25 protein-coding genes are annotated in these 25,505 nt (G+C 39.7%); 2 read left to right on the plus strand and 23 right to left on the minus strand.

Features of this window, described 5'->3' with window-relative positions:
• Nucleotides 1-5: 5 nt before the first annotated feature.
• The 7 genes from GHD00_RS02055 to GHD00_RS02085 form a co-directional block, all read right to left on the minus strand.
• The gene (locus tag GHD00_RS02055) at nucleotides 6-404 is read right to left on the minus strand and encodes a cupin domain-containing protein (RefSeq protein WP_163536414.1); all 399 of its coding nucleotides are present in this window, start codon (nucleotides 402-404) and stop codon (nucleotides 6-8) included.
• A gap of 23 nt (nucleotides 405-427) precedes the next feature.
• Nucleotides 428-1,261 (minus strand): carbohydrate ABC transporter permease, encoded by an 834-nt coding sequence (locus tag GHD00_RS02060; RefSeq protein WP_163536415.1) that lies wholly within the window; start codon nucleotides 1,259-1,261, stop codon nucleotides 428-430.
• Entirely contained in the window at nucleotides 1,258-2,136 is an 879-nt protein-coding gene (locus GHD00_RS02065) for a carbohydrate ABC transporter permease (protein ID WP_163536416.1), read from the minus strand. Before GHD00_RS02065 ends, GHD00_RS02060 begins: the two co-directional genes overlap by 4 nt.
• Nucleotides 2,137-2,388: 252 nt before the next feature.
• Nucleotides 2,389-3,717 (minus strand): ABC transporter substrate-binding protein, encoded by a 1,329-nt coding sequence (locus GHD00_RS02070; RefSeq protein ID WP_240468567.1) that lies wholly within the window; start codon nucleotides 3,715-3,717, stop codon nucleotides 2,389-2,391.
• A 54-nt stretch (nucleotides 3,718-3,771) separates the two neighbouring features.
• Nucleotides 3,772-4,719 carry a transketolase family protein gene (locus GHD00_RS02075; protein ID WP_163536417.1) on the minus strand — a complete coding sequence of 316 codons (948 nt, stop codon included), beginning with the start codon at nucleotides 4,717-4,719 and terminating at the stop codon, nucleotides 3,772-3,774.
• An 18-nt stretch (nucleotides 4,720-4,737) separates the two neighbouring features.
• A complete protein-coding gene (locus GHD00_RS02080) occupies nucleotides 4,738-5,580 on the minus strand; it encodes a transketolase (protein WP_163536418.1) in 843 nt (280 codons plus the stop codon).
• A 24-nt stretch (nucleotides 5,581-5,604) separates the two neighbouring features.
• The gene (locus GHD00_RS02085; RefSeq protein WP_163536419.1) at nucleotides 5,605-6,303 is read right to left on the minus strand and encodes a FadR/GntR family transcriptional regulator; all 699 of its coding nucleotides are present in this window, start codon (nucleotides 6,301-6,303) and stop codon (nucleotides 5,605-5,607) included.
• Nucleotides 6,304-6,930: 627 nt separating this feature from the next.
• Here GHD00_RS02085 and GHD00_RS02090 point away from each other — a divergent pair.
• Nucleotides 6,931-7,746 (plus strand): YitT family protein, encoded by an 816-nt coding sequence (locus GHD00_RS02090; RefSeq protein WP_163536420.1) that lies wholly within the window; start codon nucleotides 6,931-6,933, stop codon nucleotides 7,744-7,746.
• A 71-nt stretch (nucleotides 7,747-7,817) separates the two neighbouring features.
• Here GHD00_RS02090 and GHD00_RS02095 read toward each other — a convergent pair whose 3' ends face one another.
• From GHD00_RS02095 to GHD00_RS02120, 6 genes are all read right to left on the minus strand, one after another.
• Nucleotides 7,818-8,180 (minus strand): MaoC family dehydratase, encoded by a 363-nt coding sequence (locus GHD00_RS02095; protein ID WP_163536421.1) that lies wholly within the window; start codon nucleotides 8,178-8,180, stop codon nucleotides 7,818-7,820.
• The gene (locus tag GHD00_RS02100; protein WP_163536422.1) at nucleotides 8,147-8,488 is read right to left on the minus strand and encodes a hypothetical protein; all 342 of its coding nucleotides are present in this window, start codon (nucleotides 8,486-8,488) and stop codon (nucleotides 8,147-8,149) included. Before GHD00_RS02100 ends, GHD00_RS02095 begins: the two co-directional genes overlap by 34 nt.
• Nucleotides 8,485-9,579, minus strand: a complete 1,095-nt coding sequence (locus GHD00_RS02105; RefSeq protein WP_163536423.1) for an acetyl-CoA C-acyltransferase — start codon at nucleotides 9,577-9,579, stop codon at nucleotides 8,485-8,487. The genes GHD00_RS02100 and GHD00_RS02105 overlap by 4 nt, the downstream gene beginning before the upstream one ends.
• Nucleotides 9,576-11,027: an AMP-binding protein gene (locus tag GHD00_RS02110; RefSeq protein ID WP_163536424.1), complete on the minus strand. Its 1,452-nt coding sequence runs from the start codon at nucleotides 11,025-11,027 to the stop codon at nucleotides 9,576-9,578. Before GHD00_RS02110 ends, GHD00_RS02105 begins: the two co-directional genes overlap by 4 nt.
• 1 nt (nucleotide 11,028) lies before the next feature.
• On the minus strand, nucleotides 11,029-11,589 hold the full coding sequence (locus tag GHD00_RS02115) for a biotin transporter BioY (RefSeq protein WP_163536425.1): 561 nt from the start codon (nucleotides 11,587-11,589) through the stop codon (nucleotides 11,029-11,031).
• A gap of 387 nt (nucleotides 11,590-11,976) precedes the next feature.
• Nucleotides 11,977-12,777, minus strand: a complete 801-nt coding sequence (locus tag GHD00_RS02120; protein ID WP_163536426.1) for an SDR family NAD(P)-dependent oxidoreductase — start codon at nucleotides 12,775-12,777, stop codon at nucleotides 11,977-11,979.
• Nucleotides 12,778-13,069: 292 nt separating this feature from the next.
• On the opposite strand from GHD00_RS02120, the gene GHD00_RS02125 reads away from it, so the two are divergent.
• Nucleotides 13,070-14,203 (plus strand): zinc-dependent alcohol dehydrogenase, encoded by a 1,134-nt coding sequence (locus GHD00_RS02125; RefSeq protein ID WP_163536473.1) that lies wholly within the window; start codon nucleotides 13,070-13,072, stop codon nucleotides 14,201-14,203.
• 66 nt (nucleotides 14,204-14,269) lie between these two features.
• Here the strand turns inward: GHD00_RS02125 and GHD00_RS02130 are convergent, their stop codons facing one another.
• The 10 genes from GHD00_RS02130 to GHD00_RS02175 all read right to left on the minus strand — a co-directional run bounded on the left by GHD00_RS02130 (nucleotide 14,270) and on the right by GHD00_RS02175 (nucleotide 25,345).
• A complete protein-coding gene (locus tag GHD00_RS02130) occupies nucleotides 14,270-14,986 on the minus strand; it encodes an endonuclease/exonuclease/phosphatase family protein (RefSeq protein ID WP_163536427.1) in 717 nt (238 codons plus the stop codon).
• Nucleotides 14,987-15,011: 25 nt separating this feature from the next.
• Nucleotides 15,012-16,586, minus strand: coding sequence for an alkaline phosphatase family protein (locus GHD00_RS02135; RefSeq protein ID WP_240468568.1), 1,575 nt, complete (start codon nucleotides 16,584-16,586; stop codon nucleotides 15,012-15,014).
• A 130-nt stretch (nucleotides 16,587-16,716) separates the two neighbouring features.
• On the minus strand, nucleotides 16,717-17,331 hold the full coding sequence (locus GHD00_RS02140) for a TVP38/TMEM64 family protein (RefSeq protein WP_163536429.1): 615 nt from the start codon (nucleotides 17,329-17,331) through the stop codon (nucleotides 16,717-16,719).
• 577 nt (nucleotides 17,332-17,908) lie between these two features.
• Complete coding sequence (locus tag GHD00_RS02145) at nucleotides 17,909-19,075, minus strand: Gfo/Idh/MocA family protein (protein ID WP_481810368.1); 1,167 nt, start codon at nucleotides 19,073-19,075, stop codon at nucleotides 17,909-17,911.
• On the minus strand, nucleotides 19,063-20,025 hold the full coding sequence (locus GHD00_RS02150) for a sugar phosphate isomerase/epimerase family protein (protein ID WP_163536430.1): 963 nt from the start codon (nucleotides 20,023-20,025) through the stop codon (nucleotides 19,063-19,065). Before GHD00_RS02150 ends, GHD00_RS02145 begins: the two co-directional genes overlap by 13 nt.
• Nucleotides 20,026-20,044: 19 nt before the next feature.
• Complete coding sequence (locus GHD00_RS02155) at nucleotides 20,045-20,878, minus strand: carbohydrate ABC transporter permease (protein ID WP_163536431.1); 834 nt, start codon at nucleotides 20,876-20,878, stop codon at nucleotides 20,045-20,047.
• Nucleotides 20,875-21,762 (minus strand): carbohydrate ABC transporter permease, encoded by an 888-nt coding sequence (locus GHD00_RS02160; RefSeq protein ID WP_240468569.1) that lies wholly within the window; start codon nucleotides 21,760-21,762, stop codon nucleotides 20,875-20,877. The genes GHD00_RS02155 and GHD00_RS02160 overlap by 4 nt, the downstream gene beginning before the upstream one ends.
• A 54-nt stretch (nucleotides 21,763-21,816) precedes the next feature.
• A complete protein-coding gene (locus GHD00_RS02165) occupies nucleotides 21,817-23,103 on the minus strand; it encodes an ABC transporter substrate-binding protein (RefSeq protein WP_163536432.1) in 1,287 nt (428 codons plus the stop codon).
• On the minus strand, nucleotides 23,100-24,104 hold the full coding sequence (locus GHD00_RS02170) for a Gfo/Idh/MocA family protein (RefSeq protein ID WP_163536433.1): 1,005 nt from the start codon (nucleotides 24,102-24,104) through the stop codon (nucleotides 23,100-23,102). The genes GHD00_RS02165 and GHD00_RS02170 overlap by 4 nt, the downstream gene beginning before the upstream one ends.
• Before the next feature lie 185 nt (nucleotides 24,105-24,289).
• Nucleotides 24,290-25,345: a LacI family DNA-binding transcriptional regulator gene (locus GHD00_RS02175; protein WP_163536434.1), complete on the minus strand. Its 1,056-nt coding sequence runs from the start codon at nucleotides 25,343-25,345 to the stop codon at nucleotides 24,290-24,292.
• Between the last annotated feature and the right edge of the window lie 160 nt (nucleotides 25,346-25,505).

Consider the following 25,505-nt stretch of genomic DNA (forward strand, 5'->3'; position numbering starts at 1 on the left):
GTACTTTACCCAATCAAATCCTTAATCTCCTTCACCTGCTCCCTATCTAACTCCATCACATCACTATTTTCCATACTAGTATCAGGAGCCTCTATTAACGCTAGTTTGGTATCTTTTTGTGTAATCGTATTATGCCACAAGGTCTTCGGAATGTTATATACTTTATTCTGCTCCATCTGAACACTGCTGAATGCAAGCCTTCCATCCTCTTCTTCTGCATAAACCAAATGGCATTCTCCTGAAAGCAAGACAAACAATTCATCTGTTTCATTGTGTCGTTCTAAGTTGTTGAATCCATTAATATCATTCTCTGGCTTCCAATTCTTTAACCCTACCATCCAATTGTCATTCACATACACCTTTTTCATGCCGTCTTGATCAAACGCAAATTGTTCAATGTTCATTCACACTACCTCCTATACAGAATCTATCCTTTCACAGAACCTGATGTCATGCCTTCAATTAATTTCTTCTGTGCAAAGAAGAACATAATACAAACAGGGATAATCGTAATAATACCGCCAGCTGTTAGCAGGTCCCACTGAACCCCTAATTGACCAATTAAATTTTTCAATGTTACGGGAATGGTCCTTGTATCTTCATTCGTAAATAGCACCGCAAACGTATATTCATTCCATGACTGAATAAATATATAAACCCCTGTGGCAATAATCGAAGGCATCAGTACTGGTAAAATCACTTTAATAAATGCTTTCGCTCGATTTGCACCGTCTATCAAGGCTGCCTCTTCTAGAGATGATGGGAGGTCTTTTAAATAACCTGTTAACATCCAAACCGAAAATGGAATAGTAAACGTTGCATAGGCTACTACTAGTGAAGTAGGAGTATATAATAAGTTCACACTACGCATGATCGCAAATAGCGGGATCAATAATAAGACATGCGGAAACATATTATTCGTTAAAAATAATCCCATAAATAATTGCTTTCCTTTAAAATCGAATCTAGTAAAAGCATACGCTGCAAGTACAGACACTGTTAATGTGACAAGTGTTGTAATGGTTGCAACTAAAAAACTATTAAACATCGGTTGTAGGAAATTAAACTCTCCAAATAGTTTTCGATACGAATCAAATGTCATATTTTCTGGCCAATAGGTGACCGTTGGGCCATATAATTCTTCTTCTGGTTTGATCGACGTAATAAACGTCCAATAAAAAGGGAACAGTAGAAAAATTAAAATAGTGGATATTGGAAGATATAGCATGAATAATTTTTGTAATAGACTTTCTTTTTTCACTTTGTCCCCTCCTTAAATGAGTTTTTCAGGTATGGAACAGCGACTACTGCTAGCATAAACATTAGGAAAAGCGCCATACTAGAGGAATAGCCTAAATCTAACACATTAGCTTTATTAAAAATGTATACACTTAAGGTTTGCGTAGAATAAGAAGGGCCACCGCCTGTTATGTTGTGGATAATATCAACAGAGTTCGCTACCCAAATAACTCTTAATAGGATTGTAATAAAGATTACATTTTTCAGAGAAGGGATCGTGATTCTAAAAAGTTTCTGCAATTTGGTTGCACCATCAATATCTGCTGCTTCATACATTTCTTGAGAAATCCCTTGTAACCCTGCCAAAATCATAATGGCAAAGAAGGGAATACCTTGCCAGATAATTGTTACAATCACCGATCCAAAAGCAGTAGAAGTTTGCGATAAAAACATGATAGGTTGATCAACCAATCCAACCTTCATTAATAGATCATTTAACACACCATAATTCCCATCATAAATCCACTTCCACATTAAACCGATTAAAACCCCTGGTGTAGCCCAAGGAATCAAACTAACAGACCGAACAAGTCCACGTCCGATAAATTTTTGATTTAACAACAGGGCTAAGATAAAACCAAAAAAGAACTGCAGCCCAACACCGAAAACGACCCAAATTACTGTATTTTTAAAAGCTAACCAGAAAATAGGGTCTGCAAACATTTCGGCAAAGTTTTGAAAACCTATATAAGCGATCTTATCTGGCCTTCTTAGATCATAATTTTGAAAACTCATAAAAATCGCTTCAAGTACTGGTAAAAACACGACAAAAGTAACGATTAATAAGGCAGGGGATATTAATAAATAGGGCCATATATTAAATCGCTTTTTTTGCAAGGATACTCACCTCTGCTTTCTATAAAGAGTTCATGGGGTTGTATCAATAGCTAAGTTTGCGGATGAATGAAATATTCAGCAACTGGAATATGCGAGACTCCTGTGGGAAAGCGAGCCTAAGAGACCCCGCAGTGAGCGGTTTTTGCTCACGAGGAGGCTCGTGGGGAGCCCACGGAAAGCGAGCATATTCCAGTTGCGTGTACAGTGAGCTATTTTTGGAACAACTCCATGTTCCATTGAATCGTTTACAACTTATTCTTCATGTAACGCTTCTTGTAATGTTTGCATCGCTTCCTCTGCTGATTGATCACCTAATAGAGCAGCTGAGGTTGTATTAGGCCATATAGTACTGATCCATTCTGTCGTCGTGTCTTTAATTGGGATAATCCCTGCATATGGCATGCCATCAATCGACGCTTTCATAAATTTATTGTTTTGAAAGTGATCCAGTTGTTGAACAGTTTTACTAACTGGCACATTACCAGTCGCAATCGTCCAATCTTCTTGCCCTTTTCCAGTTGCTAAATAAGATACCCATTCAAATGCTGCTTCTTTATGCTCTGTTGATTCAAAAATGACGTTTTCTGTGTCACCCATTGATGTCCATTGGCCTTCTCCAGCTGGGAAAGCAAATGCGGAAACATCATCGCCAAACGTTTCTACCATTTCTGCAGATGATCCAGTATGATGAATCGTCATTGCTGTTTTGCCTGATTTAAAGTTCGCAATGATTTCATTAAATCCATCTGTTGTAGCAGTCGGCGGGACATAACCATTTTCGTATATGTCTATGAAATCTTGCATTCCTTTAATTGATGCTTCACTATCTAACTCATCAAAACTGCCGCCTCGACCATGAATAAAGCTTCCCCATGGCTCATGACCACCTGTAGCTCCTCTCATACCAAACCCATAAACGTCAGTTGTGCCATCACCATCTGTATCCATAGTCGTTTTTTCAATCGCTGTCAGGAATTCTTCATAGGTAGTTGGAACTTCCACACCAGCCTCTTCGAAAATAGATGGGCGATAATAAACATATAAGATCTGCGTATTCCAAGGCATCACATAAATGCTGTCCGTTCCACTAGCCTTTTTCATTACGTTATAGAGATTTTCGTCAATTTCATCCTTGTCTTCCCAATTGTTAATAAAGTCATCTAGATTAACCAGCAAATCATTTGCCGTGAATAGTGGAGTTGACGTTAATTTAAAGGAAGCTACATCTGGTCCACCACCGCCTACTGCGGCTGTAAATAATGTTTCACTATATCCTCCACCATCCCAAGGATATTCTTCCCCTACAACGGTAATCCCTTTATCATTCGTTTCATTAAACTCTGCGATAATATCTTGCATTAACTGCGAATACTCGGAATTATCTGCCCAATACCAATAGGTGATGGTGGCCCCTTCTGAATCATCAGAGGCCTCTTCTTCATTCTCACCTTCATTTTCTGCTTCATTCTCTGTTGGCTGTTCATTTTCCTCATCCTGATCAGACGAATTCTGTGCAGCTGTACAACCTAATAGAGCTGCACCGCACCACAACATAATAAATAATAATAATAGCTTTTTCACAAATATCATTCTCCTTATAATCATTTTTTGATGATATCCATTACTTCGAAAAGCCTAAACGTTCACATTATTTTTCTTAGACATCGCTTGTTTGGTTACTTCCACTATTTTTTCACTTGTTAAACCGTATTTTTCTAATAGTTCTTCAGGAGGCCCTGATTCGCCAAATGTATCTTTCGTACCAACACGAAGCTGCGGAACCGGATGATTCTCTGCAAGAACTTCTGCAACAGCACCTCCAAGTCCACCAATAATGGAGTGCTCTTCAGCGGTCACGATACAGCCCGTTTTTCTTGCTTCTTGAATAATCGCCTCTTCATCAATCGGTTTGATGGTGTGCATGTTAATAACAGTAACCTCAATCCCTTGAACCGCTAATATTTCACTTGCTAGAAGTGCTCTCTCCACCATAATGCCACAAGCAATAATCGTAGCATCTTTTCCTTCACGCATTTTTCTTGCTTTGCCAATTTCAAAGTTCCCTACGCCCTTTGTCAAAGCAGGGACAGGGACTCTTCCTAATCGAAGATACACAGGTCCGTCATACTCGGCACTTGCCTTCGTTGCTTCATATGCTTCATCCGCATCAGCAGGAACTAACACGGTCATTTCTGGCATGGCTCTCATTGAAGCAATATCTTCTAACGCTTGATGGGTAGCCCCATCTTCTCCGCATGTTAGCCCAGCATGACTAGTCGCAATTTTAACATTCGCTTGATTGTAACAAACCGCTAGCCTGATTTGTTCATTTGCTCGTTGTGCAGCAAATACGGCATACGTTGTTGCAAATGGTACAAAGTCGGATAGTGCCAAACCTGCTGCTGTTCCAATCATATCTTGTTCGGCAATCCCAATTTGAAAATATTTCTCCGGATATTTTTCTGCAAAATAATGTACTTTGACTGACTCCGCAAGGTCTGCACATAATGCAACCACCTTTTCATTCTCGCTTCCTAATTCTAATAATGCTTGCCCAAACCCTTCACGACCTGCTTTTCCCATGAAAAAACCTCCTTGTCATTAATTAAAAATTAAATCGTTTTCAAAATTACTTTCGCCAATCTCATCCAATGCTTTTTGTGCTTCATCTTCTGATGGAGCTTTCCCATGCCATATCGCTTCATTTTCCATATAGGAAACGCCATTTCCTAGCACGGTTTTCGCAATCACAACAGTTGGAGAACCAACATTATTCTCAAACTGATCAAATGCTGATTTAATTTCCTCTAAATTGTGTCCATCTATTGATATCACATTCCAACCAAATGATTTGAATTTTGCGTCGATTGGCTCAATATTCATCACATCTTTAACATGACCATCTATTTGGATATTGTTCCAATTAATAATCAGTGCTAAATTATCCAACTTGTGATGGGCTGAAGTCATCATGGCCTCCCAAACCTGGCCTTCTTGCAGTTCTCCATCCCCGACTAAACAATAGATATTGGCATTACTCTTGCGTAATTTTTGAGCTAGTGCCATTCCATTTGCGACAGATAAACCCTGCCCTAAAGGCCCGGAGGCTGTCTCTAACCCTGGTAAATCATGTCTAGAAGGATGTCCTTGAAGTCGTGAATTGATTTTTCGGAAGGTAGCTAACTCTTCGGAGCTAAAATACCCTGTTCTAGCCATAGCTGAATATAGTGCGAGGCATGTATGACCATTGCTTAAAACAAAACGATCTCGATCTTCCCAATCTGGATTTTTCGGATCATGCCTCATGCGACTAAAATATAACTCCGCAATTATTTCTGCTGCCCCAATCGCTCCACCTGGATGACCTGTATTGGCTGAGGATATTTGAATAATATCCCGTTTAATACGTGTAGCTATTTGCTTTAACTCCTTAACATTTGCCATTACACTGATTCCTCCTCTTTATGGTTAAGCTTCATCAGAAATCTGGTTGCCCATATATTCCTTAATTCTTTCTCTAATATCTTCAAATTGCATTTCTAATAGCTTTCCTGCTTCTTTTGTATCTTGAATCACAATTGCTTCATACAGTTGTTTATGAATAGATGCTGCTTCTACTAAATTTTCAGAACGTTGGATATCACTCATTTGATCAAATATATCCCAGAAAGAATTGAGTAATTGATCTAATAACATATTCTCTGTTCTCGAATATAAAATTCTATGAAAAAGTTGATCCTCTTCTTTAAATATTTCGTTTCGTGATGCTTTTGCTTCCATTCTGTTTATCAGATCCCGCATCATTTGCAAATCCTCTAGCTCTAGTGAATGAATCACAAATGGGAGAAACCCTTTTTCCAAGATATAGCGAACGTCTAACAATTCTAATAAAGTTTTTGGTCTGGCTCTCAATAATATATTCCATCCGCCAGTTATCGATTGACTTACATCTGGTAATCTAACCTCCCTTCCTTTACCTTGTGTTGTCACAATAATCCCACTTGCCTCAAATTCTACTAATAATTCTCTTAAACCAGACCTGCTTACATCTAGTTGTTCCTTTAACGCCTTTTCTGATGGAAGCTTGTTCCCTGTTGATAAACAATCTACAATAATGTCAACAATTTTGTTTTTCTTCATACTTTTTCTATCTTGTATGTTAGCCATTGATTATCCCTCTCAAATATCAGCGTTAATACATGTTATACAAATGAGTTCATTTGTATGACAACTTTTTAATTGTTCATACAAAAATACAAAAATAAAAGTAGTTATGGAATTTGTCAGACAAAATTTTCCTTTTACTACCACCTCACTATGAACTAAAAGTGACTGGGACAAAATAAAATAATCTGCTCAAAAGACGAACATTGAACCGATAAAAATATAAACGCAAATATTAAGCGTAGTCAAAATACGTAGACTCCGAGGTATAGAAATCTTGGCTTATCGCCCAAAATGGCGAAAGCCTTAGATTTCTTATACTATGTACCATTCGTTTTTATAAGTCATAGTGGAACAGCACGAGCTGAAGATCCCGCAGGAAAGCGACTTTTGCTTTCCGAGGATGTAGTGCGTGCCCGCGGAAAGCGAAGTATTTTGACGGAGCGATGCATAAAACTCCTTTTCAATAAACAAAAATCCGAACTGATTCGAGGAATCGTTCGGATTTCCTATGATTAAATTAATTATGTCCCAGCCACTTTATTACTAAAAAAAGTATTGACTTTTATATTCGTGACCACTAAAATTCATTAGGTGTTTTTATTACGTATGAACGGGAGTGTCATCTAAATGAATTATGTATATAAATATGCTGTGCTTTTTGTCTTTTCTATTATTCTAGGACTTGCTTTTAATATGTTCCTGCTTCCACATGAAGTATTAACAGGTGGAGTAACAGGTCTAGCTATGGTGTTTGGACTGCTATCTCCCATAAACCCTGGTATTTGGCTTGTTGTCTTAAACATTCCGATATTGATTATCGGCTGGATGAAGCTAGGCAAGGAATTTATTTGGAACAGTATCTTTTCTGTCTTCATTACCTCTATGACGATGCAATACACACCCATTTTTCAATTAACCGACGATGCGTTGTTATCGGCCGTATTTGGTGGAGTCATTGCAGGGATAGCTGTCGGATTTATTATCAGATTTTATGGATCAACGGGTGGGTTTGATGTTATCGGACTTGTGCTTACTTTAAAAAAGGATATCCCTTTAGGCGGATTGATTTTCAGTTTAAATAGTGTCGTAGTATTTATATCTGGATTTGTTTTTTCTTGGGATCAAGCGTTATATACGATGGCGTCAATCTATATTACAGGTATTGTGATTGACCGTGTTCATACTCGTCATATCAAACTAAATCTAATGGTGATCACCAATCGAGGAGAAGAGCTGAAGAGTGAACTAATTAAAAATTTAATTAGAGGAATTACAGTAATGGATGGGCAAGGCGGCTATTCGAATACGGAACGCAAAGTGCTATATACAGTGATTTCCCGCTATGAACTAGCAATCGTGAAATCTCTTATTAAAAGTGTGGACCCAAAAGCGTTTGTTAGTATTAGTGAGACAGTCGAAGTCATCGGGAACTTCAGGAGGTAATTAGATGTCTGTCATTCTCTTGTGAATTTTAGGGGATCTTGTCGAACATTCGTCAAGCTCCTCCCTAAGCACTATATCTTCTTAAACCTTAAATTCCCTTTCACCACTTGCTTCCCTTCGACTGTCCCTCTGATTTCCACCCATGGTGAAGGGCTTGGATCCTTCACCACCAGTTCAATGACGTCATCGACATATACTGGTTTCTGGAAATTCATTTCATAATCTGATACAAAAAAATCCTTGTTACGTAGAACAGAACAGATTTCTGCTCCCATTCCCATAATGAGCATTCCATGTGCAATGGGCCGCTTAAACCGGTATTTCTTTGCTTCCTTCTTATTTTGATGAATCGGATTTTGATCCCCTGATAATAACGAATATTGCTTTACTTTTTCTTCTGTTATCTTAACCGTACAGCGAGTTCGGACACACATCGAAAACACTCCCTCCCTTTGGAATCAAAGCCGACAAGAGATTGTTTATAAAACGTGTTCTTTCCTCTTTTGACTTTTCGATCAAGCGTGACTTCACATACATAGCTCTCTCCTATTAGCAATTTCCTCTGACAAACACAACTTTGCTTGCGATGAATCGGGACTGCTTCATACTCCCAAGGTATATCGATAAACTGGTAAAATATCATTGGGAAAGTCGGAGGCAGGTGGTTTTGTTGTCCAAAAATCCCTTCATACCTATCGACCATTTCTTCTGTGATAGTAATGTTCACTTTTTCCGATTTCATCCTACCATCTCCCACAATACCGCAATCCCAAGTCCACCGCCAATTCCAATCGTGGCAAGGCAGTAGTTGGGCTGATACCTTTTTGCCTGATGAAACAATCTAGTCACCAGATTCGCTCCAGATGCGCCGTAAGGATGACCCATTGCAATCGCGCCGCCTTCTCGATTTATCTTGTCATAAGGAATAGAAAACTCTCGAGCAAATAATGCAACTTTCACGGCAAAGGCTTCATTTATTTCAATCAGATCAATGTCTTCTATCGTCAGATTATTTTTGGCCAAAAGCTTAGAAACAGCTGGAATTGGACCTGTGGCCGGAAAATGAGGATCTACCCCGATGACGGTACTATCTACAAACCGCAGAATAGGCTGGAGATGTAATTCTTTTGCTTTGTCCTCTGACATCACTAAAACAGCAGCTGCACCATCGTTAACCCCAGACGAATTCCCCGCTGTCACTGTTCCATTTTTCTTAAAACAAGAAGACAATCGCTTCAGCATCCGTTCATAATTCAAACCCGGCTTTAATCCTTCGTCTCTAGCAGGAATACCGGTAATGCTGACCAACTCATCAGAAAAGTACCCTTTCCTTAAGGAATCCAGAGACCTTTGATAGCTTAACCGTGCAAATTCATCTTGTATTTCCCGGGAAATTCTATATTTTTCGGCAACATTTTCGGCTGCTATGCCCATGTCAGGGTCTCCGATATGCTTTGGAGAAAAACGAGCTCGATTTTTGTATGGGGAAGTGCTTGTGCTTTCGACACCACCCGCAACATAAGTGTCTCCTGCTCCCCCTTGAATCAGGTGACAGGCTAAACGTATCGCTTCTAACCCTGACCCGCATTGCCGATCCACGGTCATTCCAGGTGCAGATAATGGCTGGCGGCTTTCTAAGGCAGAAAGGCGAGCAAGATTACCGCCAGGGCCAACTGCATTTCCTAATAGGATATCATCCACTGGTTCATGCAGATTTTCAGTTAGTTCTTGAATAACATAGGACGCTAATTGTTCAGGTGAATAGTTCTTCAACACACCATTTTTCTTTCCAATTATGGTTCGCTTTGCATTCATGATCACTGCTTTATTCATATAGAACTCCCTATTTCTAAGCCTTTTTTCAATGCTTGGCGGGAAATCTTCCCACCAGATGTCTGAGGAAAAGCATCTATTTTTCGCCAAATTCTAGGAATCTTGTAAGCAGCTAGGTTATCCAAACAATAGGCTTTCAAGGAACGAATAGATACTTCTCCCTTTACAAAAGCCGCCACTTTTTCTCCCCAATAGGGATCTGGAATGCCAACCACCGCTGCTTCTTCCACACCATCATAGTTTTGGAGCACTTTTTCTATCTCCTGTGGATAAATATTGTGCGCTCCATATAAGATCATGTCATTTTTCCGGCCTAAAATATAAATATAACCATGTTCATCGACTTTAGCGATATCATTCACCGTCGCCCAATCTCCCGTTAAAACTTCCTTTGTTTCCAACGGATTATGGAGATAACCGTCAAATAACATATTACTTTTTACATATAAAAGGCCTTCTTGTCCAACTTCTGCTTCTTCCCCATCTTCCTTTCGAATCGAAACTACGACATTATGAAAAGGTCTGCCCACCGATACATCATATTTCTCTTCGTCATCATTTTTTATGACCGACACAAAACTAAGTTCGGATGCACCGTAAAACTCATGAATCACAGCGTTAGAAAAGCTCCGACGAAATAGTTTCTTTACACTTGGCAGCAGTTTAGCACCTGTTGAAATAAAAGCCACCTTTTTTTCACTCAAGTAATTTTCCTTTAATAATGCCTGTATCATCGTAGGGACAACATAGACTACAGAGATGGGATATTTGTCTATACATCTCATGACATTTCCCGCAGAAAATTTTCTCAGCAAATAAACTGTTGCCCCTTCAAAAAGCGTGCTGATTGCTCCATAGAGAAAAGTAGAATTAACAAATGACCCCGGTATCAACACATGATCATCTTCTGTCATGCCAAGATCTTGCTGATTACATCTAAATGTTTCCACCCAAGAAGCATGAGATCGTACAAATGCTTTTGGAGTTCCCGTCGATCCAGACGTAAAACCAATATAGAACGGGACATCCTCCTCCATATCCTTTGGATGAAACTTTTCATCACTAATCCATTCATCTATTTCATCCGAAAAAAGTACTTTACACGGTATGTCTGGAAGCACTTTTTTCATCCGTTTATCCGCTATAATCAGATCAGGTGACGTTTGCTTCATTCTTTCTTCGATTTCAGCCTTTTTCCACCTCATATCCCCAACAATACTGGCCCATCCAGCTTCACAGGCACCAGCAAACACCAGTAAGAACAACTCATCATTGGGAAGAAAAATAGCCACTCTTCTAGTGGCAGCATTTTCCCTCCCAAAAGCGGATGCTGTCCGCTGTACGCTATCATACCAATCGCTATAGGTGATCATTTTTTGATCTGTTACAATCGCAGGCTTGTTGGGATGAATTTGTTTATATTTTTGATAGGTACTCGTCACTTTCACTTTATGCCCTAGCCTCCTTCAAAAGCGGGACACTGTTTTGCAATTTGACAGCAAAAAACGCTGCAACAAATACTTTGGTGAAATCACCTGGAAGATATACAAGATTTAATATCGCAGCATGTCCGATCGAAATCTCCATCATCATTGCCTGATACGGTATTCCGAATAAATAAACTACTAACATACCACCAATAATGTTTGCAAAGATTAGTTTCAAAAAGGAAACACCTTTCATTTTACTACATATGTACCCAATCAGATAGGCACCTGCAATCCAACCAATCAAATATCCTCCTGATGGGGTTAAAAATATTCCAAGTCCACCTCTGCCGCCGGACAATAATGGCACACCTGCTGCTATTAATAACAAAAATAAGACCTGACTATATGCAGCATATTTTGGTCCAAAACGCACCCCCAGCACACTGCCAGCAAGCATGACGCCAAGCGTTTGAGGAGTTACCGGAACAGGTGTAAACCCTAATGGAATAGGCGGCATTAGCCCTAATACCCCCATAACCGTTGCAAATAAAGACACATAAACAAGTTTTCTTATATCCATTTTATCGTTAACCACCTTTTCACACAAGTTAACAACAGTGTATAAGGAATTGCCTTTTTTGTAAATACTTTTTATGATGAATGCAATACTCAACTAATAAAAAGTCGCCTTAAGAATCAGGCAAAACCCGCCCGATCCTAGCGTGGCTTTCTACCATTCTTTCTTAGGTGAGTGCTAGTCCTACGCTGCGGAAAAACGCTCCCTTTCACCCAAGGGCACAAGTGCGACAAGTATCTTGCCGGAGCGATTCTTAGCACTCAGCTTCGGGAGAATGGGGAAAAATCTCTTCTCTAAACCGCAGTTTATATTTTTGTTCACTATTTTTATACTATTTAAAAAAGAAAAGCATCATTCCAAGTACTAGAATGATGCTTAATCGCTCCTGCTCTACCTCATTACACTGCCTCCTGAGATTTTCACTGATTCGCCTACAATATTTTTTGCAGCATCGGTTAGCAGAAACGCTATGGTGTTCGCGACCTCTTCAGCTGAAGTTAAACGACCGGAAGGAAGCCCTTTTTTCACTTTATCTAACGCTTCATCATAAGAAACTTGGCTGCGCTCCGCTTTTTTCCGAATCAATCCTTTCGCCATATCCGTCTCCACAAATCCCGGACAAACGGCATTGACCCTCACATTATGCTCGATCGCCTCCACTGCCATCGATTGTGTCCATCCGACTAAGGCAAACTTGCTCGAAGCATAAGCACTATTGCCATAAGTCCCTCTCAACCCCGATAAGGAAGCAACATTGACGATATCACCTTTTTGATGCTTGATCATATCACGATAAATCGCTTTGGTTAAACTAAAAGTAGAAAAATAATTGAGTTGCATCATATTTTCGATATAATCTTCATCCAGCTCCTCCACTTTTTCACCACCAGCAACACCAGCAGAGTTAACTAATCCGGAAATGAAGCCCAGCTTTTTTTTCGCACCCTCGATTAACTTAGTCCGATCCGCTTCATCCGTAATGTCAGCTGCCACACTATACAATCTCTTTTCATCCGTCAGATCAAGCAACTCTGCTTCCAATTGACTCAACTTTTCTTGATTTCTACCCGTAATCGTCACCTTCGCCCCCATCGTGGCGATGACCTTTGCTGTCTCATAACCAATACCACCCGTTGCCCCAGTCACCAATATATGTCGATCCTCTAAAGCATCCTTCGCAAATATTGTCATTGAAATCCCTCCTAATCGATTCCTCTCTCTTTTATTCTATATAGAAAGGCCGGATAACCGCAAATCTCCTTATTCTTTTAACTCCTTCCACCGCCAAAAGGTACATTTCTTGAGACTCCCCTTCATCTTCCACCCATTGCCTATAGTCCATTTCAGCCATGGCACGATCTTAAATGCATTAAGATGTATACACTAACCCCCCTTTTTCCCAAACCCTTCCTTTTTCTTACGCATAACTTCATCAATGATTGGAATCCTAAAACGGAAAAAGCAAAGGTTTGAGGTGGAAAAAGTGAAGGCTGTTACATATCAAGGAAAATATCAAGTGGCGGTTAAGGAGGTTTCTTTTCCGAAAATAGAAGATGAAGAAGATGTGATTGTCAAAATTACATCCACCGCGATTTGCGGGTCTGACCTGCATTTATATCAAGGAAATTTCCCGTTGCCAATTGGCTATCAAATCGGGCATGAACCGATGGGGATTGTAGAAGAAGTCGGACCGAAAGTGACAAAAGTAAAGAAAGGGGATCGTGTCGTGATCCCGTTTACCGTCGCCTGCGGAAAGTGCCCTTATTGTGAATCCCATCATGAAAGCCAGTGCGATAACGCAAATCCACACTATGATTCCGGTGGGTATTTAGGTTACTCCGAAAAATTTGGCAATTATCCAGGAGGGCAAGCGGAATACTTAAGAGTGCCGTTTGGGAATTACACCCCTTTTTTAATTCCACAAGATTGCGAATTAGATGATCCGTCCCTTCTATTCTTATCAGACGTCCTGCCAACTGCTTTATGGAGTGTGGAAAACGCTGGCGTAAAAGCTGGCGATACCGTGATTGTCCTCGGCTGCGGCCCAGTCGGGCTGATGGCACAGCAATTCGCCTGGCAAAAAGGAGCAGAGCGCGTCATTGCGGTCGATTACATTTCTTACCGATTACAGCATGCCAGAAGAGTGAACCAAACAGAAGTTTTCGATTTTACCGAATATGACGATATGGGTGAAACACTAAAGGAAATCACCAAAGGCGGAGCCGATGTTGTGATTGATTGTGTAGGGATGGATGGGAAGAAATCCCCGCTGGAGTTTGTCGAACAAAAATTAAAGCTCCAAGGTGGTACACTTGGCCCAATTCAAATTGCCACCAAAGCAGTGAAAAAATGCGGCACTTATCAAATTACAGGTGTCTACGGCGGGAACTACAACCTCTTTCCATTAGGTGCTTTTTTCTCCCGAAATGTGCAGATTAAAATGGGACAAGCACATGCCAGAACTTTTATGGAGCCGATTTACAAACAAATTGTGAATGGCGACATTGACCCAACCAAAATCATCACACACCAGCTCCCATTAGAAGACGCCGCACACGGATATGATATTTTTAACAAAAAGGACGATAACTGTATGAAAGTGGTGTTGAAACCGTAGTGGAGATATATCTGAAGAACAGCATACATGCTGTTCTTTTTTATAAAGCGATTCTGCTATAGATATTCAAATGGCTAGAGTGGCCATTAAAGGCAAATGATCTGAAGCTAAGGGGAAAGAGTCGATGACCTGCACATCGATTATTTTTATATCTTCACTAACAAAAATATAATCTAACCTTTTTCTTGGTTTCTTCGAAGGATAAGTAAAGCCAGATGTATTTCCGGCTGTTTCCCATACATCTTCATACTCCTCGACAATCTTTTTCCATCTCTTGGAGAGTCCTTTCATATTCCAATCTCCTAAGATAATCGCAGGTTTCTTCGCTTTTCTTATGATAAAATCACTTTGCTTTTTATGAAGATTAGGACTCAGGCTTAAATGGGTCACATAAACGTTCACTAATTTTTGATTTAGTTCAATGGTTGCTTCAAGTATAGCCCTTCCTTCAATAAAACAAGGTCCTTTGTCAAACAAATGATTATGAGATGTTTGTAGTGGGAAGCGCGATAGAATGCCATTCCCATACTCTGGAATAAAACGCTCCTTTTTGGATTTTAATGACAAGGAGGGACCAAAAGCATAGTAGTAATTTAATTTATTCGCCAGAAAATCCATTTGATCCACATAATCACTTCGTTTTGAAAAGTGCTTATCCACTTCATTCAGGCCGATAATATCTGCATTACTTTTCGTTATCACATCAGAAATTCGGTTAAGGTCTAATTTTTTATCTATGCCTTCCCCATGATGAATGTTATATGTCATGATCTTGATATACATCGTTGGGTCCCCCATTGTTCATTCTTTACTGTTGCGCATCTTCCTTTAATATCCTTAATATCCAACCTTTCAAATCAACCATTCGCTCATGATTTGGTTTTAAATCGGTTCCCGTAACGACCATAGGAAAATAGGAATCATCCTTATATAAAGAACCATGGCTAGCTCCATTCAAGTGAGTTGGTGACCCTTCTCCAATAAATTCAAATCCAGGCTTAGCATCGACTACAAGATAATTACCTGTATGCGAATAAAAAGAACTATACAATCGTGCAAGTCCATCAGGAAAGTCTCCGTAAGAAACCTTATTGTCCTCCGATATGGAGAGATCTAAAATGTTCATATTCCCTTCTATCGTCCAATTTTGCCCATAGGAATCGGTGAAGTCTCCTCCAGGTTTAAAGGAAAGCTCATTTTTCTTATCTCCTGAAATGACCTGAACCATTTCCCCATTCTTCCACGCAATGAAATTTATTCGTTTATCCTTTTGTAAAAGTGCAGCAATACTCTCTTGTTTTATTTTTTGATCTAGCAAGTAAATAAAAGACATTCGTTCATTTAATCCAAGCACAATTTGATCGTGTTCTTGGATCGGGCCGCTAATTTGATGTATCCTGAATTCTTTCAGTAAATCTCTTAAATCAATGAATGCCTCCTCTTTATCTTCTCCAATGTCACTTTGACCACTATCTCCCATGACGATCCAAACGTTATCCTGAATCGCTTCTTCCCATGAAGGATGAGTATTAAAGAGTTCTTGTAATTGTTTATCTGCGTCTTCTATTCCTTTGGTTTCCTTTGTTCCATTTTTATGGACAACTTTGTCATTATCAGAAAAATAAACAAGAGAAAAAGTCGGAACACTTTTTTTCTCCATTAAAAATTTTAACTCTTGAGTCGAAAATTTATCATTAAAGCCAAAAGCCTGCCAAAATTGGGTATTCTTATTGTGAGGATTCATCTTGGACAATAATCCATACGAAAAATAGTGAGGTCCCTTTATCGAATCACCTTTTTCTAGAAAACCTAACAGATTTAAAATTCGTGGTACATTTAGTTGTTGAGATTGATTCGCCCGGTATACAAGCGTATTGATGGAGGCAGATTTTCCATTCAGTTCCTCATGAATCGTTTGGACATCTTGACTTAAGTGATTTTCATTTAAATGAAACAAACTATTCTCAAAAACTTGCTTTGGTCCTAGTTTCATTATTTCTTTTCGGGCGCTTCCATAACTAATAAACTGTTTATTTTGTTCATCATACCAGACAAGTGCAGGAACCTTATGTTCGTTTGAATACGTTCCTGTTAATAATGTGCTGTCAATGGTAACCGACATGGTCGGAAAACTACTCACCATATTTGGGTAGTAGTCTCCCTTTTTTATCAAAAATTCTAATGCAGGTGCTTTTCCTTCTTTTATCGCTTCTTGTAACGGTTCGTCCATAATCGAATCAATAACAATCATCACAACCGGTTTAGAAGTAGGACTAGGAACATGATTTATTTTATTTGTTTTCCCAATTGGTTGTATCACATAGATATAAATAAGAGTCAATAGGAACAGAATAATGAGAATAGATATGGTTAGTTTTAACAAAGCCCGTTTCATCTCCTTCCTAAAAATACATGCTAGAACCTGATCACACTAAAGTGAGCTTTCCATCAGTGAAGGTTCCTTCATCCCCCACTGATGAGCGAAACTTAAAATCTACTTTCCATGGCAGAGTTTAACTCGTTCTCCACCAGCGATAAAAAGGAATCACGATGATTATGAATCCCAAATATATGGAAAGACCTAAAATTAACGATTGAATCGATTCAAACAACTGATTTCCTATGTAGGCATACATAATCATGGCCGGAATTTGGCCAATGGCTGTTGCTAGAATATACGTTTTAAATAACATAGAACTTAAACCAGAATAGATGTTAACTACAGGTGGAGGAATAATAGGAATCATTCGACTGAATAAGACAGCTAAAAAAGCATTATCACTAATAAGATCATCAAACTTTTTCAACTTGTTAAACCTTGATACAAACTGCTGAAATTCTTTAATAAAAACAAAACGAGCAAATAAGAATATGATAGCTGAAGCTCCTATTGTTCCTGTCCAATTAATGATTGCACCAACCCAAACCCCGTATTTCACACCCATCATCCCACCGAAAACTGTAAATGGAACAACAGGTATAATACCGAATAAAACAGCAAAAAAAAACATGAATGGAAGCTGTGATGAATCACTTTCGTTTAACCAAACTAATAACGAATCTCGAAACAAAAATGCTATGAACAACATCGTTCCATATACAATGACAACACTAAAGACCTTTCGCATGTCCATACTCCTTAACCGGTTTCAACCTCATTCCGTTTATATACCCATTATCACTTCTTCCTAAATGTTGCCCAATATGGTGTGTTTTTATGAATAAAAACCGTCGTGGTAATCGCTCTATCAGCAGTTTTATTTCTAGTACCAAAACAAAACTTTTATTAGATGCGCTTTATCGGCAGTTTTTTACCTAGTCTCCAATCAAAACTTCTGTTAGACACGCTCTATCAACAGTTTTTTGCCTTGCCTCCAATCAAAACTTCTGTTAGACACGCTCTATCAACAGTTTTTTACCTAGTCTCCAATCAAAACTTCTGTTAGACACGCTCTATCAACAGTTTTTTGCCTTGTCTCCAATCAAAACTTCCGTTAGACACGCTCTATCAGCAGTTTTTTACCTAGTCTCAAATCAAAACTTCCGTTAGACGACCTCTATCGGCAGTTTTTTGCCTTGTCTCCAATCAAAACTTTCATTACAATACCTCTATCGGCCTTGAACTTATCACAAACCGCTGAAAAACCTCACCTAAAAAAGCTGACGACTCCTCCCTCAAGAGGTGCCGTCAGCTCACCATTTCCGCTAATCTATCTTCATCCATTTTCGCTCTTTTGCTGATTGCTCAATCGCTTCTAATAACATCTGATTTCTCACACCATCTTCAAAGCTTGGGGCTGGCTGATAATCTTCGGCAATCCCTCGAAAAAATTCATCAATCAAATGAATGAACGTATGCTCATAGCCGATAATATGCCCCGGCGGCCAATACGCACCAACATATGGATGCACTTCCTCCGTACAATTGATCAAACGAAAGCCTTGCTCCCCCTCTTCATCATCAGCAAAATATACCTCAAGATTATTCATATTCTCCATATCCCAGCGAATCGAGCCTTTCTCACCATTAATCTCAAATTGGTTTTTATTTCGGTTCCCTGCCGCAAATCGCGTTGCTTCAAACGTTCCTAATGCGCCATTTTCAAAGCGAGCTAAAAAGGTCACCGCATCGTCCACCGTCACTTCGCCCATTTGATTGGCATCGCCTTTAGCGCTCAAGCCGCCAGTCATTTCTCCAACAGGTCGTTCCTTAATAAACGTCTCCATCGTCGCCGTTACCTCGGAAAACTCGCCAATTAAAAAGCGTGCCAAATCAATACTATGTGCACCAATATCACCTAACGCACCAGATCCAGACACCTCTTTCTTCAAACGCCATACAAGTGGAAAGTTCGGATCAATAATAAAATCCTGCAAATACTGACCACGATAATGATAAACTCGCCCAATCCTGCCATCGTCAATCAATTTTTTAGCAAACTGTACGGCAGGAACAAAGCGATAGTTATGACTTATCATGTGCTTTACTCGATTTTTTTCAACAGCAGCTAGCATTTGCTTCGCTTCGTCTACCGTTAGAGCTAATGGCTTCTCCGTTATAATATGTTTGCCGGCCTCAGCCGCAGCAATGGCGATTTCCGCATGCGTATGGTTAGGAGTGACAATATCGATCACATCGATATCGTCACGCTCGATTACTTTTCGCCAATCGGTTTCATAGCTTTCCCAACCCATTTTCTCCTGTGCTTCTTTGACTGCTTTTTCATTTCGCCCGGCGATTGCCTTAAGTTCCGGCTTCAACGGATTATCAAAATAAAAAGGTAAGTCGCGATATGCATGGCTATGCGCCTTGCCCATAAACTGATAGCCGATCATGCCAACTCGTACCGGTTTTGCTCCTATGCCCACCATAATTCCTTCGCTCCTTCTGCGATCAGCATATCTTCTAGAAAATCAACCGCTTTAGAGAATCCTTCTTCCACACTCATCAGTCCGTCTTCATGCTCAATACTAACTGCGCCATCATAGCCTATCACTTGTAAGGCACTGATGATATCGCGCCATTCTCTTTCATCATGCCCATACCCTACCGTTCGGAACACCCAAGAACGATTGGCAATATCCTTATACGTTTTCGTATCGAGTACGCCATTCAGCTCGGTATTACGCGGTTCGATCTGTGTATCTTTTGCATGGAAATGATACAGTGCATCACCAATTTGTTTAATGCTCTGTGCTGGATTCATGCCTTGCCAGAAGTAATGGCTTGGATCAAAGTTGACACCGATTTGCTCCCCGCATTCTTCACGAAGACGCAACGCCGTTTCGTTATTGTAGACAACAAAACCAGGATGCGGCTCAATCGCTACTCTAACATTATGTTGTTTTAAAAAGTCATTCTGTTCTTTCCAGTAGGGGATCGCTTTTTCCTTCCACTGCCACTCCACGACATGAGAAAAATCTGTCGGCCATGGACAAGTGATCCATACAGGATTTTCCGAATACTCCGATTCACCTGGACAGCCGGAGAATGTCACGACAGTATCGACATTTAAGAGTTCCGCTAATTTGACGGTCGCGACAAATTTCTCATGAAAATCCTGCGCGATCTCTTGATTCGGGTGTAACGGATTGCCGTGACAGCTTAAGGCACTAATGTTAATATTACGTTCCTCGAACGCTTGTTTAAACCTCGCAAGTTTTTCCGAATCAGCTAACAGCTCGATTGGTTTACAATGCGCATCTCCAACGAATCCGCCCGCTCCAATTTCAACGGTGTCGATCCCTTTTGCCTTGACGTGATCTAACATTTCTTCTAATGACATGTCGGAAAATAATACGGTAAATACTCCTAGTTTCATAGAAAACCCTCCATAAAAATTATTTTTCTGAACCAGCGGTGATTCCGCTTACAATATGTTTTTGAAACACAAGGAATATGATGATGATTGGTGCTGCTGCGATGGTCGAAACGGCCATCAGGTTATCCCATTGTGTTCCATATTGCCCAATAAATTTTTGAATCCCCATCGTTAACGGCCGTACCTTTTCATCTGTCGCAAGAGTTAAGGCAAAGATCAAATCCCCCCATGCGAAAAGAAAACTAAATGTGCAGACGGTCAGGATAATCGGCTTCGTTAACGGTAAAATAATGCGAATAAAGGATGTGAAGATGTTACATCCATCAATGACCGCTGCTTCTTCTAGCCCACTTGGTATCGATAAAAAGAATGGGCGCATAATCACAATAGCGAATGGTAAGGCCGTCGTGGTGTTCCCTACAATTAATGCGAGATAGCTGTTTACTAGATCAAATTTACTGAACATGATGTACAGCGGCATAGCCATCATAATCCCTGGTATCATTTGCGTAACGAGTAAAATAAGCAGAAAACCATTCGCCCAAGCTAGTCGAAATCTTGCTAATGCATAGGCACATGGAAGTGCAAGCACTAAGGTAAATATGGCAGTGCCGGCTGCGATGATAAACGAGTTTCGAATATATGGCAGTAAGCTTTGATCTTTGATTAAATTATCGATATAAGCGTCAAATCGAATCGTTTCTGGGATGATCATCGGTGGTGATGAGAACACGTCCTCAATTGGTTTCACCGATGTTGTGATCATCCAATAGATTGGAAAGAGGAAGGCTGCGGTAATGATAATGGCGCAAACAAGTAAGAAATACTGTTTCGGTGTATACTTGTTGTTCATTGTGCTTCCTCCTTTTTGATCATGTATAAATAAAGTGATGCAATAGCTAGCAAAATGACTAGTATAACGGTTGCGACAACACCACTTTCGCCAAAGTTGAAGTTCACAAAGGCAAGCTCATAACCATAAAAAGGTAAAACGGTTGTGGCATTTACTGGCCCGCCACCTGTCATAATTAAAATCAGGTCAAATACTTTAAAAGTGTAGATAATCCCTAACACTAAGATGACTAACAACTGTGGCTTTAATAATGGTAACGTAATATGCCAAAAGGTTTGGATTCTTCTGGCACCATCTACAGTAGCTGCTTCGTACACATCTTTTGGTAAGGATTGCATCGCTGCTAGAATCAGGATCATATTAAAAGGAATCCCAATCCAGATGTTCGTGATAATCACGGCTAATAATGCCGTATTTTTTTGGCCTAGCCAATTAATCGGTTCTTGGATGATGTTTAAGCTTGTTAGAATGAAGTTGAACACCCCATAATCGACATCAAATAACCATGTAAAAAGCGATCCGGTAATGACTAATGGCGTCATCCAAGCTAATAACATAATCGAGCGAAAGAAATTCCGGAATGGAAAATCTTGATTCAAAAAGACGGCTAATAAATAACCGATGACAACCTGAAAAAATATACAGGAAAAAGTGTAGATCAACGTGTTCCTTAAAGAGATAGCAAATTTATCGTTTTGTAAAATCTTAGAATAGTTGTCCAGTCCTATAAATTCCGCTCCAACTTGTAAGTTCATTAAGGTTAAATTTTGAAAGCTTACGATAATGTTGTAAATAATCGGGTAGATCATAAAAGTTAATACAAAGAGAACAGCAGGCAGCAGGAATAAATATTTCGGTACTCTATTTCGTAATTGCCCATACACTGAAAAAAACCTCCTATATTGATGAGAGGGGAATCCCCCCACTCCTTCTTCATGTTATGGAAGTAGCGGGTTGATTTCTTCCGCTGTACTTTCCATCACGGTGTCTACGTCTTCACCAGTCATGACACGCTGGATGGCTTCTTGTATATGTGTGGAGATTTCCGGATAATTCGTGCCGTAAGCTCTTGGCTTCGCTGTTTCCAACTGTTCCATAAACACTTTGACATGTTCATCCTGTGCCCAATTATATTGCTCATCGTTTGCAACATCCGCTCGGCTTGGAAGTCTTCCGCCTAATTCATGCATTGGACCTAATACGTCTGGTTGCTGTGTCCATTTGATGAATTCCCAAGCTTCGTCTTCTACTTCTGAATTAGCCGTAATCGCCCAGTTTTCTCCACCTAAAATCGATGCCGTTCCTGCTTCGCCTGCTGGCATTAAGAATACGCCCCAGTCCAATTCAGGAGAGTCTTCTTTTAGGATCGGAATTTGCCACGGACCATTTTCCATCATCGCTGCTTTTTCCGTTTGAAATTGTACCATGACATCAGACTGATCCCAGTTAATCATGTTAGAAGAAACAAGACCGTCCTCTACCATGCCGTGTACAAAACTCATCGCATCTTTTGCTGCATCACTTCCAAAGCTATCTATATCTGCTCCTGCTTGCCATAGGTATGGTAGAAATTGAAACGTTCCTTCTTCACTTTTGACACCTGACATAGCAAATCCTTTGACGTCACCTTCTGTTAAAGTTTCTGCAACCGATCGGAATTCTTCCCAAGTAGTCGGAAGCTCAGTGATGCCAGCTTCTTCAAACATTTTTTTGTTATAATATATCGCTAGTGCATTACTGTTATTTGGAATACCATAATATTTTCCATCTAACATCGCAGACGACATTGGGCCGTCAAAATATTGACCTGCCTCGCCCCACTTTTCGACTTTTTCTGTGATATCAGCAAACACACCCGCTTGGGCAAAAGATTGATGATCTGGGTTATCAATCACGACAATATCAGGTAGATCGCCTGCTCCTAACCCTTGGAGCAGCTTGGTTTTCAAATCAGCAAATGGCATGTAGGTCCTTTCAAAGGTTACGTTAGGGTTTTCTTCTTCGTATTGTTCAATTAGGGCTTCTTGTTCTCTTGCACTAGAAGAATCCGGTGCTAAATAGTCCCATATTTTAATGGTTACCTGTTCTTCCTCTGTGTTGTTTTCTTCACTCCCATTTGTTTCATCGTTACCACTTCCGCTTTCACTAGTCTCTTCGTCACTAGAACAGGCTGCTAACACGACCATAACCATCCCAACCAATAATGCCATTAACCATTTTTTCATTGAACTTCCTCCTTCTGCTTTAAGTTAATTTCTTTCCCTTCTTTAATCGAATCCAAGGAAGCGCTTACTATTTCAAAACTATGAATATTATCTGAAATATCAGTTAAAGCTTTTCGATTTTCATCGATTGCTTGAACCATCTCCGTGATCGAGTATGCTCTATCGACTACTTTCATCTCCGGTATGGATAACGTTTCTGTCGTATTATCTTCTTTAATGATCATCGGCTTATCGCCGATTAGAGCAATTACGCCGTTTTCTCCGTACAACTTACATTCGCCATTCCAAGACGTTTCCGGTCCGCTTGTCACCCAACTGCCCATATAGTGTACGAGCACATTTTCTAGCGTCATGGTCACACTTGCCGTTGGATTCCCGTTAAACCAGCTCCATGATGGACGCATACTTTTCGCATAAACGGTCGTTGCATTTTTTCCTAGGATGTAGCGCATTAAGTCAAAATGATGAATGCTCATATCTTCAATTAAAATTTCATCATATTGATCTCGCCAGCCACCGAATTTCGTAGCCCTGCGGAAATTCCACTCCACATATTCAATCTCGCCCACGATTTGGTCATCAACTGCTTTTTTGATTGCTTGGATTTCTGGACGATAGCGATAATTTTGACTCACCATCACCGATTTTTGATAGTTTTGAGATAATTCTGTTAACGAAATAGCATCTTCTTTGGAGTGGGCAATCGGCTTTTCCATAAACACATGGAGATCGTGTTCCAGTGCATCCAGTGCAATTTTTTTATGTGTCTGCGGCGGCGTCACAATCACGGCTATATCAGCTTTCACCTCTTGAAAAGCTTCCATATGATCGAAAAAATATTGCACATTTGCACCATTTAATACTTCTTTTGCCTTCTGTTTATTTTCTTCCACAACATCTACTACAGCGACTACTTCTACTTCCTCATGATCACGCAAAATTTTTAACCATGATAAGCCAAATCCTCCCGTTCCAATTTGAATGATTTTCTTTTGACCCATTCTACTCACCTTCTCTTTTTATTTTTAGAATTTTCACAAAAATGATGAACGTTCATCATTTTTGCTTAAAAAATTAAAAGAAGCATGTAACTTCTTTTATAAAATGTGAAAGCGCTTTACATTTTATATCATAAATGATTGAATGATGAACGTCAATCATTTTTAGTAAAATTTTTCAAAAGAAATTAATAATCAGATGAATCCAAGTAATATTTCGCATTAGATGGTGTAGCGATTTCAAGCTTCACAATGTGGTCCTTAACCTTTTTCTTCTGATCTCCTAACATATAATCCGTCACTTTCTGCAAGGTTATCGTCGCTTGCGCCATCGGATCTTGACAAATGGTTGCGGTCACCACTCCTTGTTTCATCGCATGGTAAATTTCTTGATTAATATCATGACCGATAATGATATGTTTTTTTGACCAAGAAGACCAATAGTTTTCAATTTCCCCGAGAATACCACTCGCTACATAAACCGCATCCGTTTTTTTTAATTGTTCTGTTTCTTTCTCCATGACTTCTTTAATATGACGTCGATCTGTATAAGCGCTTTGACTGAAATACAAGGTTTGTATTTCGACATCAAGGTTATGCTCCTTGAAATAAGCGAAAAAACCTCTTTCTTTATGGGTCATCTGATAGGTGTCTTCCGAATCTCGGATTAACGTAATCGATCGCAAATTTTCCTTAAATAAGGAAATAAGTTCTGCAGCTAAGTAACCTGCATCAAAGTAATTGCTCCCAACATACGCGATTCGGTTACTATTTGGCACATCTGTGTTCACCGTAAAAACTGGTATATCTGCTTCCACCGCTTGATTAATTAAGTCAACGAAAGGATCTGCATCATGAGGTGCGATCGCGATCGCATCATATTTCCCCTCTTGGATCAAATTTTCTAAGTATAATAGCTGCTCATTTTCCGGAATGGTATGTACACGATGGACTTCGATATGAAAACCAAAATCTTCATACATGTAAGATGCTTTTTTAATTTCTTTGTCTAACTCCCTCCAAAAGTAATCGGGCACCACTGGTAAAATAAATGCCACATGGATTAATCGTTGTGTGGACATAAACTTTGCGGCACGATTCGGACGATAGCCTAATTCTTTTGCTTTGTCGCGAACTTTTTGAATCGTTTTATCGCTCACCCCTTTTCGGTTATTCAACACACGATCCACGGTTGCTGTGGACATGCCCAATTCTTCTGCAATCATTTTTGCTGTGACCTTCATGCTTTCTCACCTGCTTTTGTCTGTTTGTTTCATCACACTTTTATTATAACTTATTACACGAAGGTTGTTGTAGCAAAGTGATTCTTAGCTGGTGGACATACTGATACTAGAATAAAAAGTGGATACCCCATTAACGAAACTCATATTTGGATATAATGAT

Origin of the sequence: Gracilibacillus sp. YIM 98692 (assembly GCF_010993965.1) — a bacterium.
Classification (GTDB): Bacteria; Bacillota; Bacilli; order Bacillales; family Amphibacillaceae; genus Gracilibacillus.

What these genes read in the sequence shown, in the direction of transcription:
- GHD00_RS02055 (WP_163536414.1), bottom strand. Translation starts at nt 404, where the DNA reads ATGAACATTGAACAATTTGCGTTTGATCAAGACGGCATGAAAAAGGTG.
- GHD00_RS02075 (WP_163536417.1), bottom strand. Translation starts at nt 4,719, where the DNA reads ATGGGAAAAGCAGGTCGTGAAGGGTTTGGGCAAGCATTATTAGAATTA.
- GHD00_RS02080 (WP_163536418.1), bottom strand. Translation starts at nt 5,580, where the DNA reads ATGGCAAATGTTAAGGAGTTAAAGCAAATAGCTACACGTATTAAACGG.
- GHD00_RS02085 (WP_163536419.1), bottom strand. Translation starts at nt 6,303, where the DNA reads ATGGCTAACATACAAGATAGAAAAAGTATGAAGAAAAACAAAATTGTT.
- GHD00_RS02090 (WP_163536420.1), top strand. Translation starts at nt 6,931, where the DNA reads ATGAATTATGTATATAAATATGCTGTGCTTTTTGTCTTTTCTATTATT.
- GHD00_RS02095 (WP_163536421.1), bottom strand. Translation starts at nt 8,180, where the DNA reads ATGTGTGTCCGAACTCGCTGTACGGTTAAGATAACAGAAGAAAAAGTA.
- GHD00_RS02100 (WP_163536422.1), bottom strand. Translation starts at nt 8,488, where the DNA reads ATGAAATCGGAAAAAGTGAACATTACTATCACAGAAGAAATGGTCGAT.
- GHD00_RS02105 (WP_163536423.1), bottom strand. Translation starts at nt 9,579, where the DNA reads ATGAATAAAGCAGTGATCATGAATGCAAAGCGAACCATAATTGGAAAG.
- GHD00_RS02115 (WP_163536425.1), bottom strand. Translation starts at nt 11,589, where the DNA reads ATGGATATAAGAAAACTTGTTTATGTGTCTTTATTTGCAACGGTTATG.
- GHD00_RS02120 (WP_163536426.1), bottom strand. Translation starts at nt 12,777, where the DNA reads ATGACAATATTTGCGAAGGATGCTTTAGAGGATCGACATATATTGGTG.
- GHD00_RS02130 (WP_163536427.1), bottom strand. Translation starts at nt 14,986, where the DNA reads ATGTATATCAAGATCATGACATATAACATTCATCATGGGGAAGGCATA.
- GHD00_RS02140 (WP_163536429.1), bottom strand. Translation starts at nt 17,331, where the DNA reads ATGCGAAAGGTCTTTAGTGTTGTCATTGTATATGGAACGATGTTGTTC.
- GHD00_RS02145 (WP_481810368.1), bottom strand. Translation starts at nt 19,075, where the DNA reads ATGGTGGGCATAGGAGCAAAACCGGTACGAGTTGGCATGATCGGCTAT.
- GHD00_RS02150 (WP_163536430.1), bottom strand. Translation starts at nt 20,025, where the DNA reads ATGAAACTAGGAGTATTTACCGTATTATTTTCCGACATGTCATTAGAA.
- GHD00_RS02155 (WP_163536431.1), bottom strand. Translation starts at nt 20,878, where the DNA reads ATGAACAACAAGTATACACCGAAACAGTATTTCTTACTTGTTTGCGCC.
- GHD00_RS02165 (WP_163536432.1), bottom strand. Translation starts at nt 23,103, where the DNA reads ATGAAAAAATGGTTAATGGCATTATTGGTTGGGATGGTTATGGTCGTG.
- GHD00_RS02170 (WP_163536433.1), bottom strand. Translation starts at nt 24,104, where the DNA reads ATGGGTCAAAAGAAAATCATTCAAATTGGAACGGGAGGATTTGGCTTA.
- GHD00_RS02175 (WP_163536434.1), bottom strand. Translation starts at nt 25,345, where the DNA reads ATGAAGGTCACAGCAAAAATGATTGCAGAAGAATTGGGCATGTCCACA.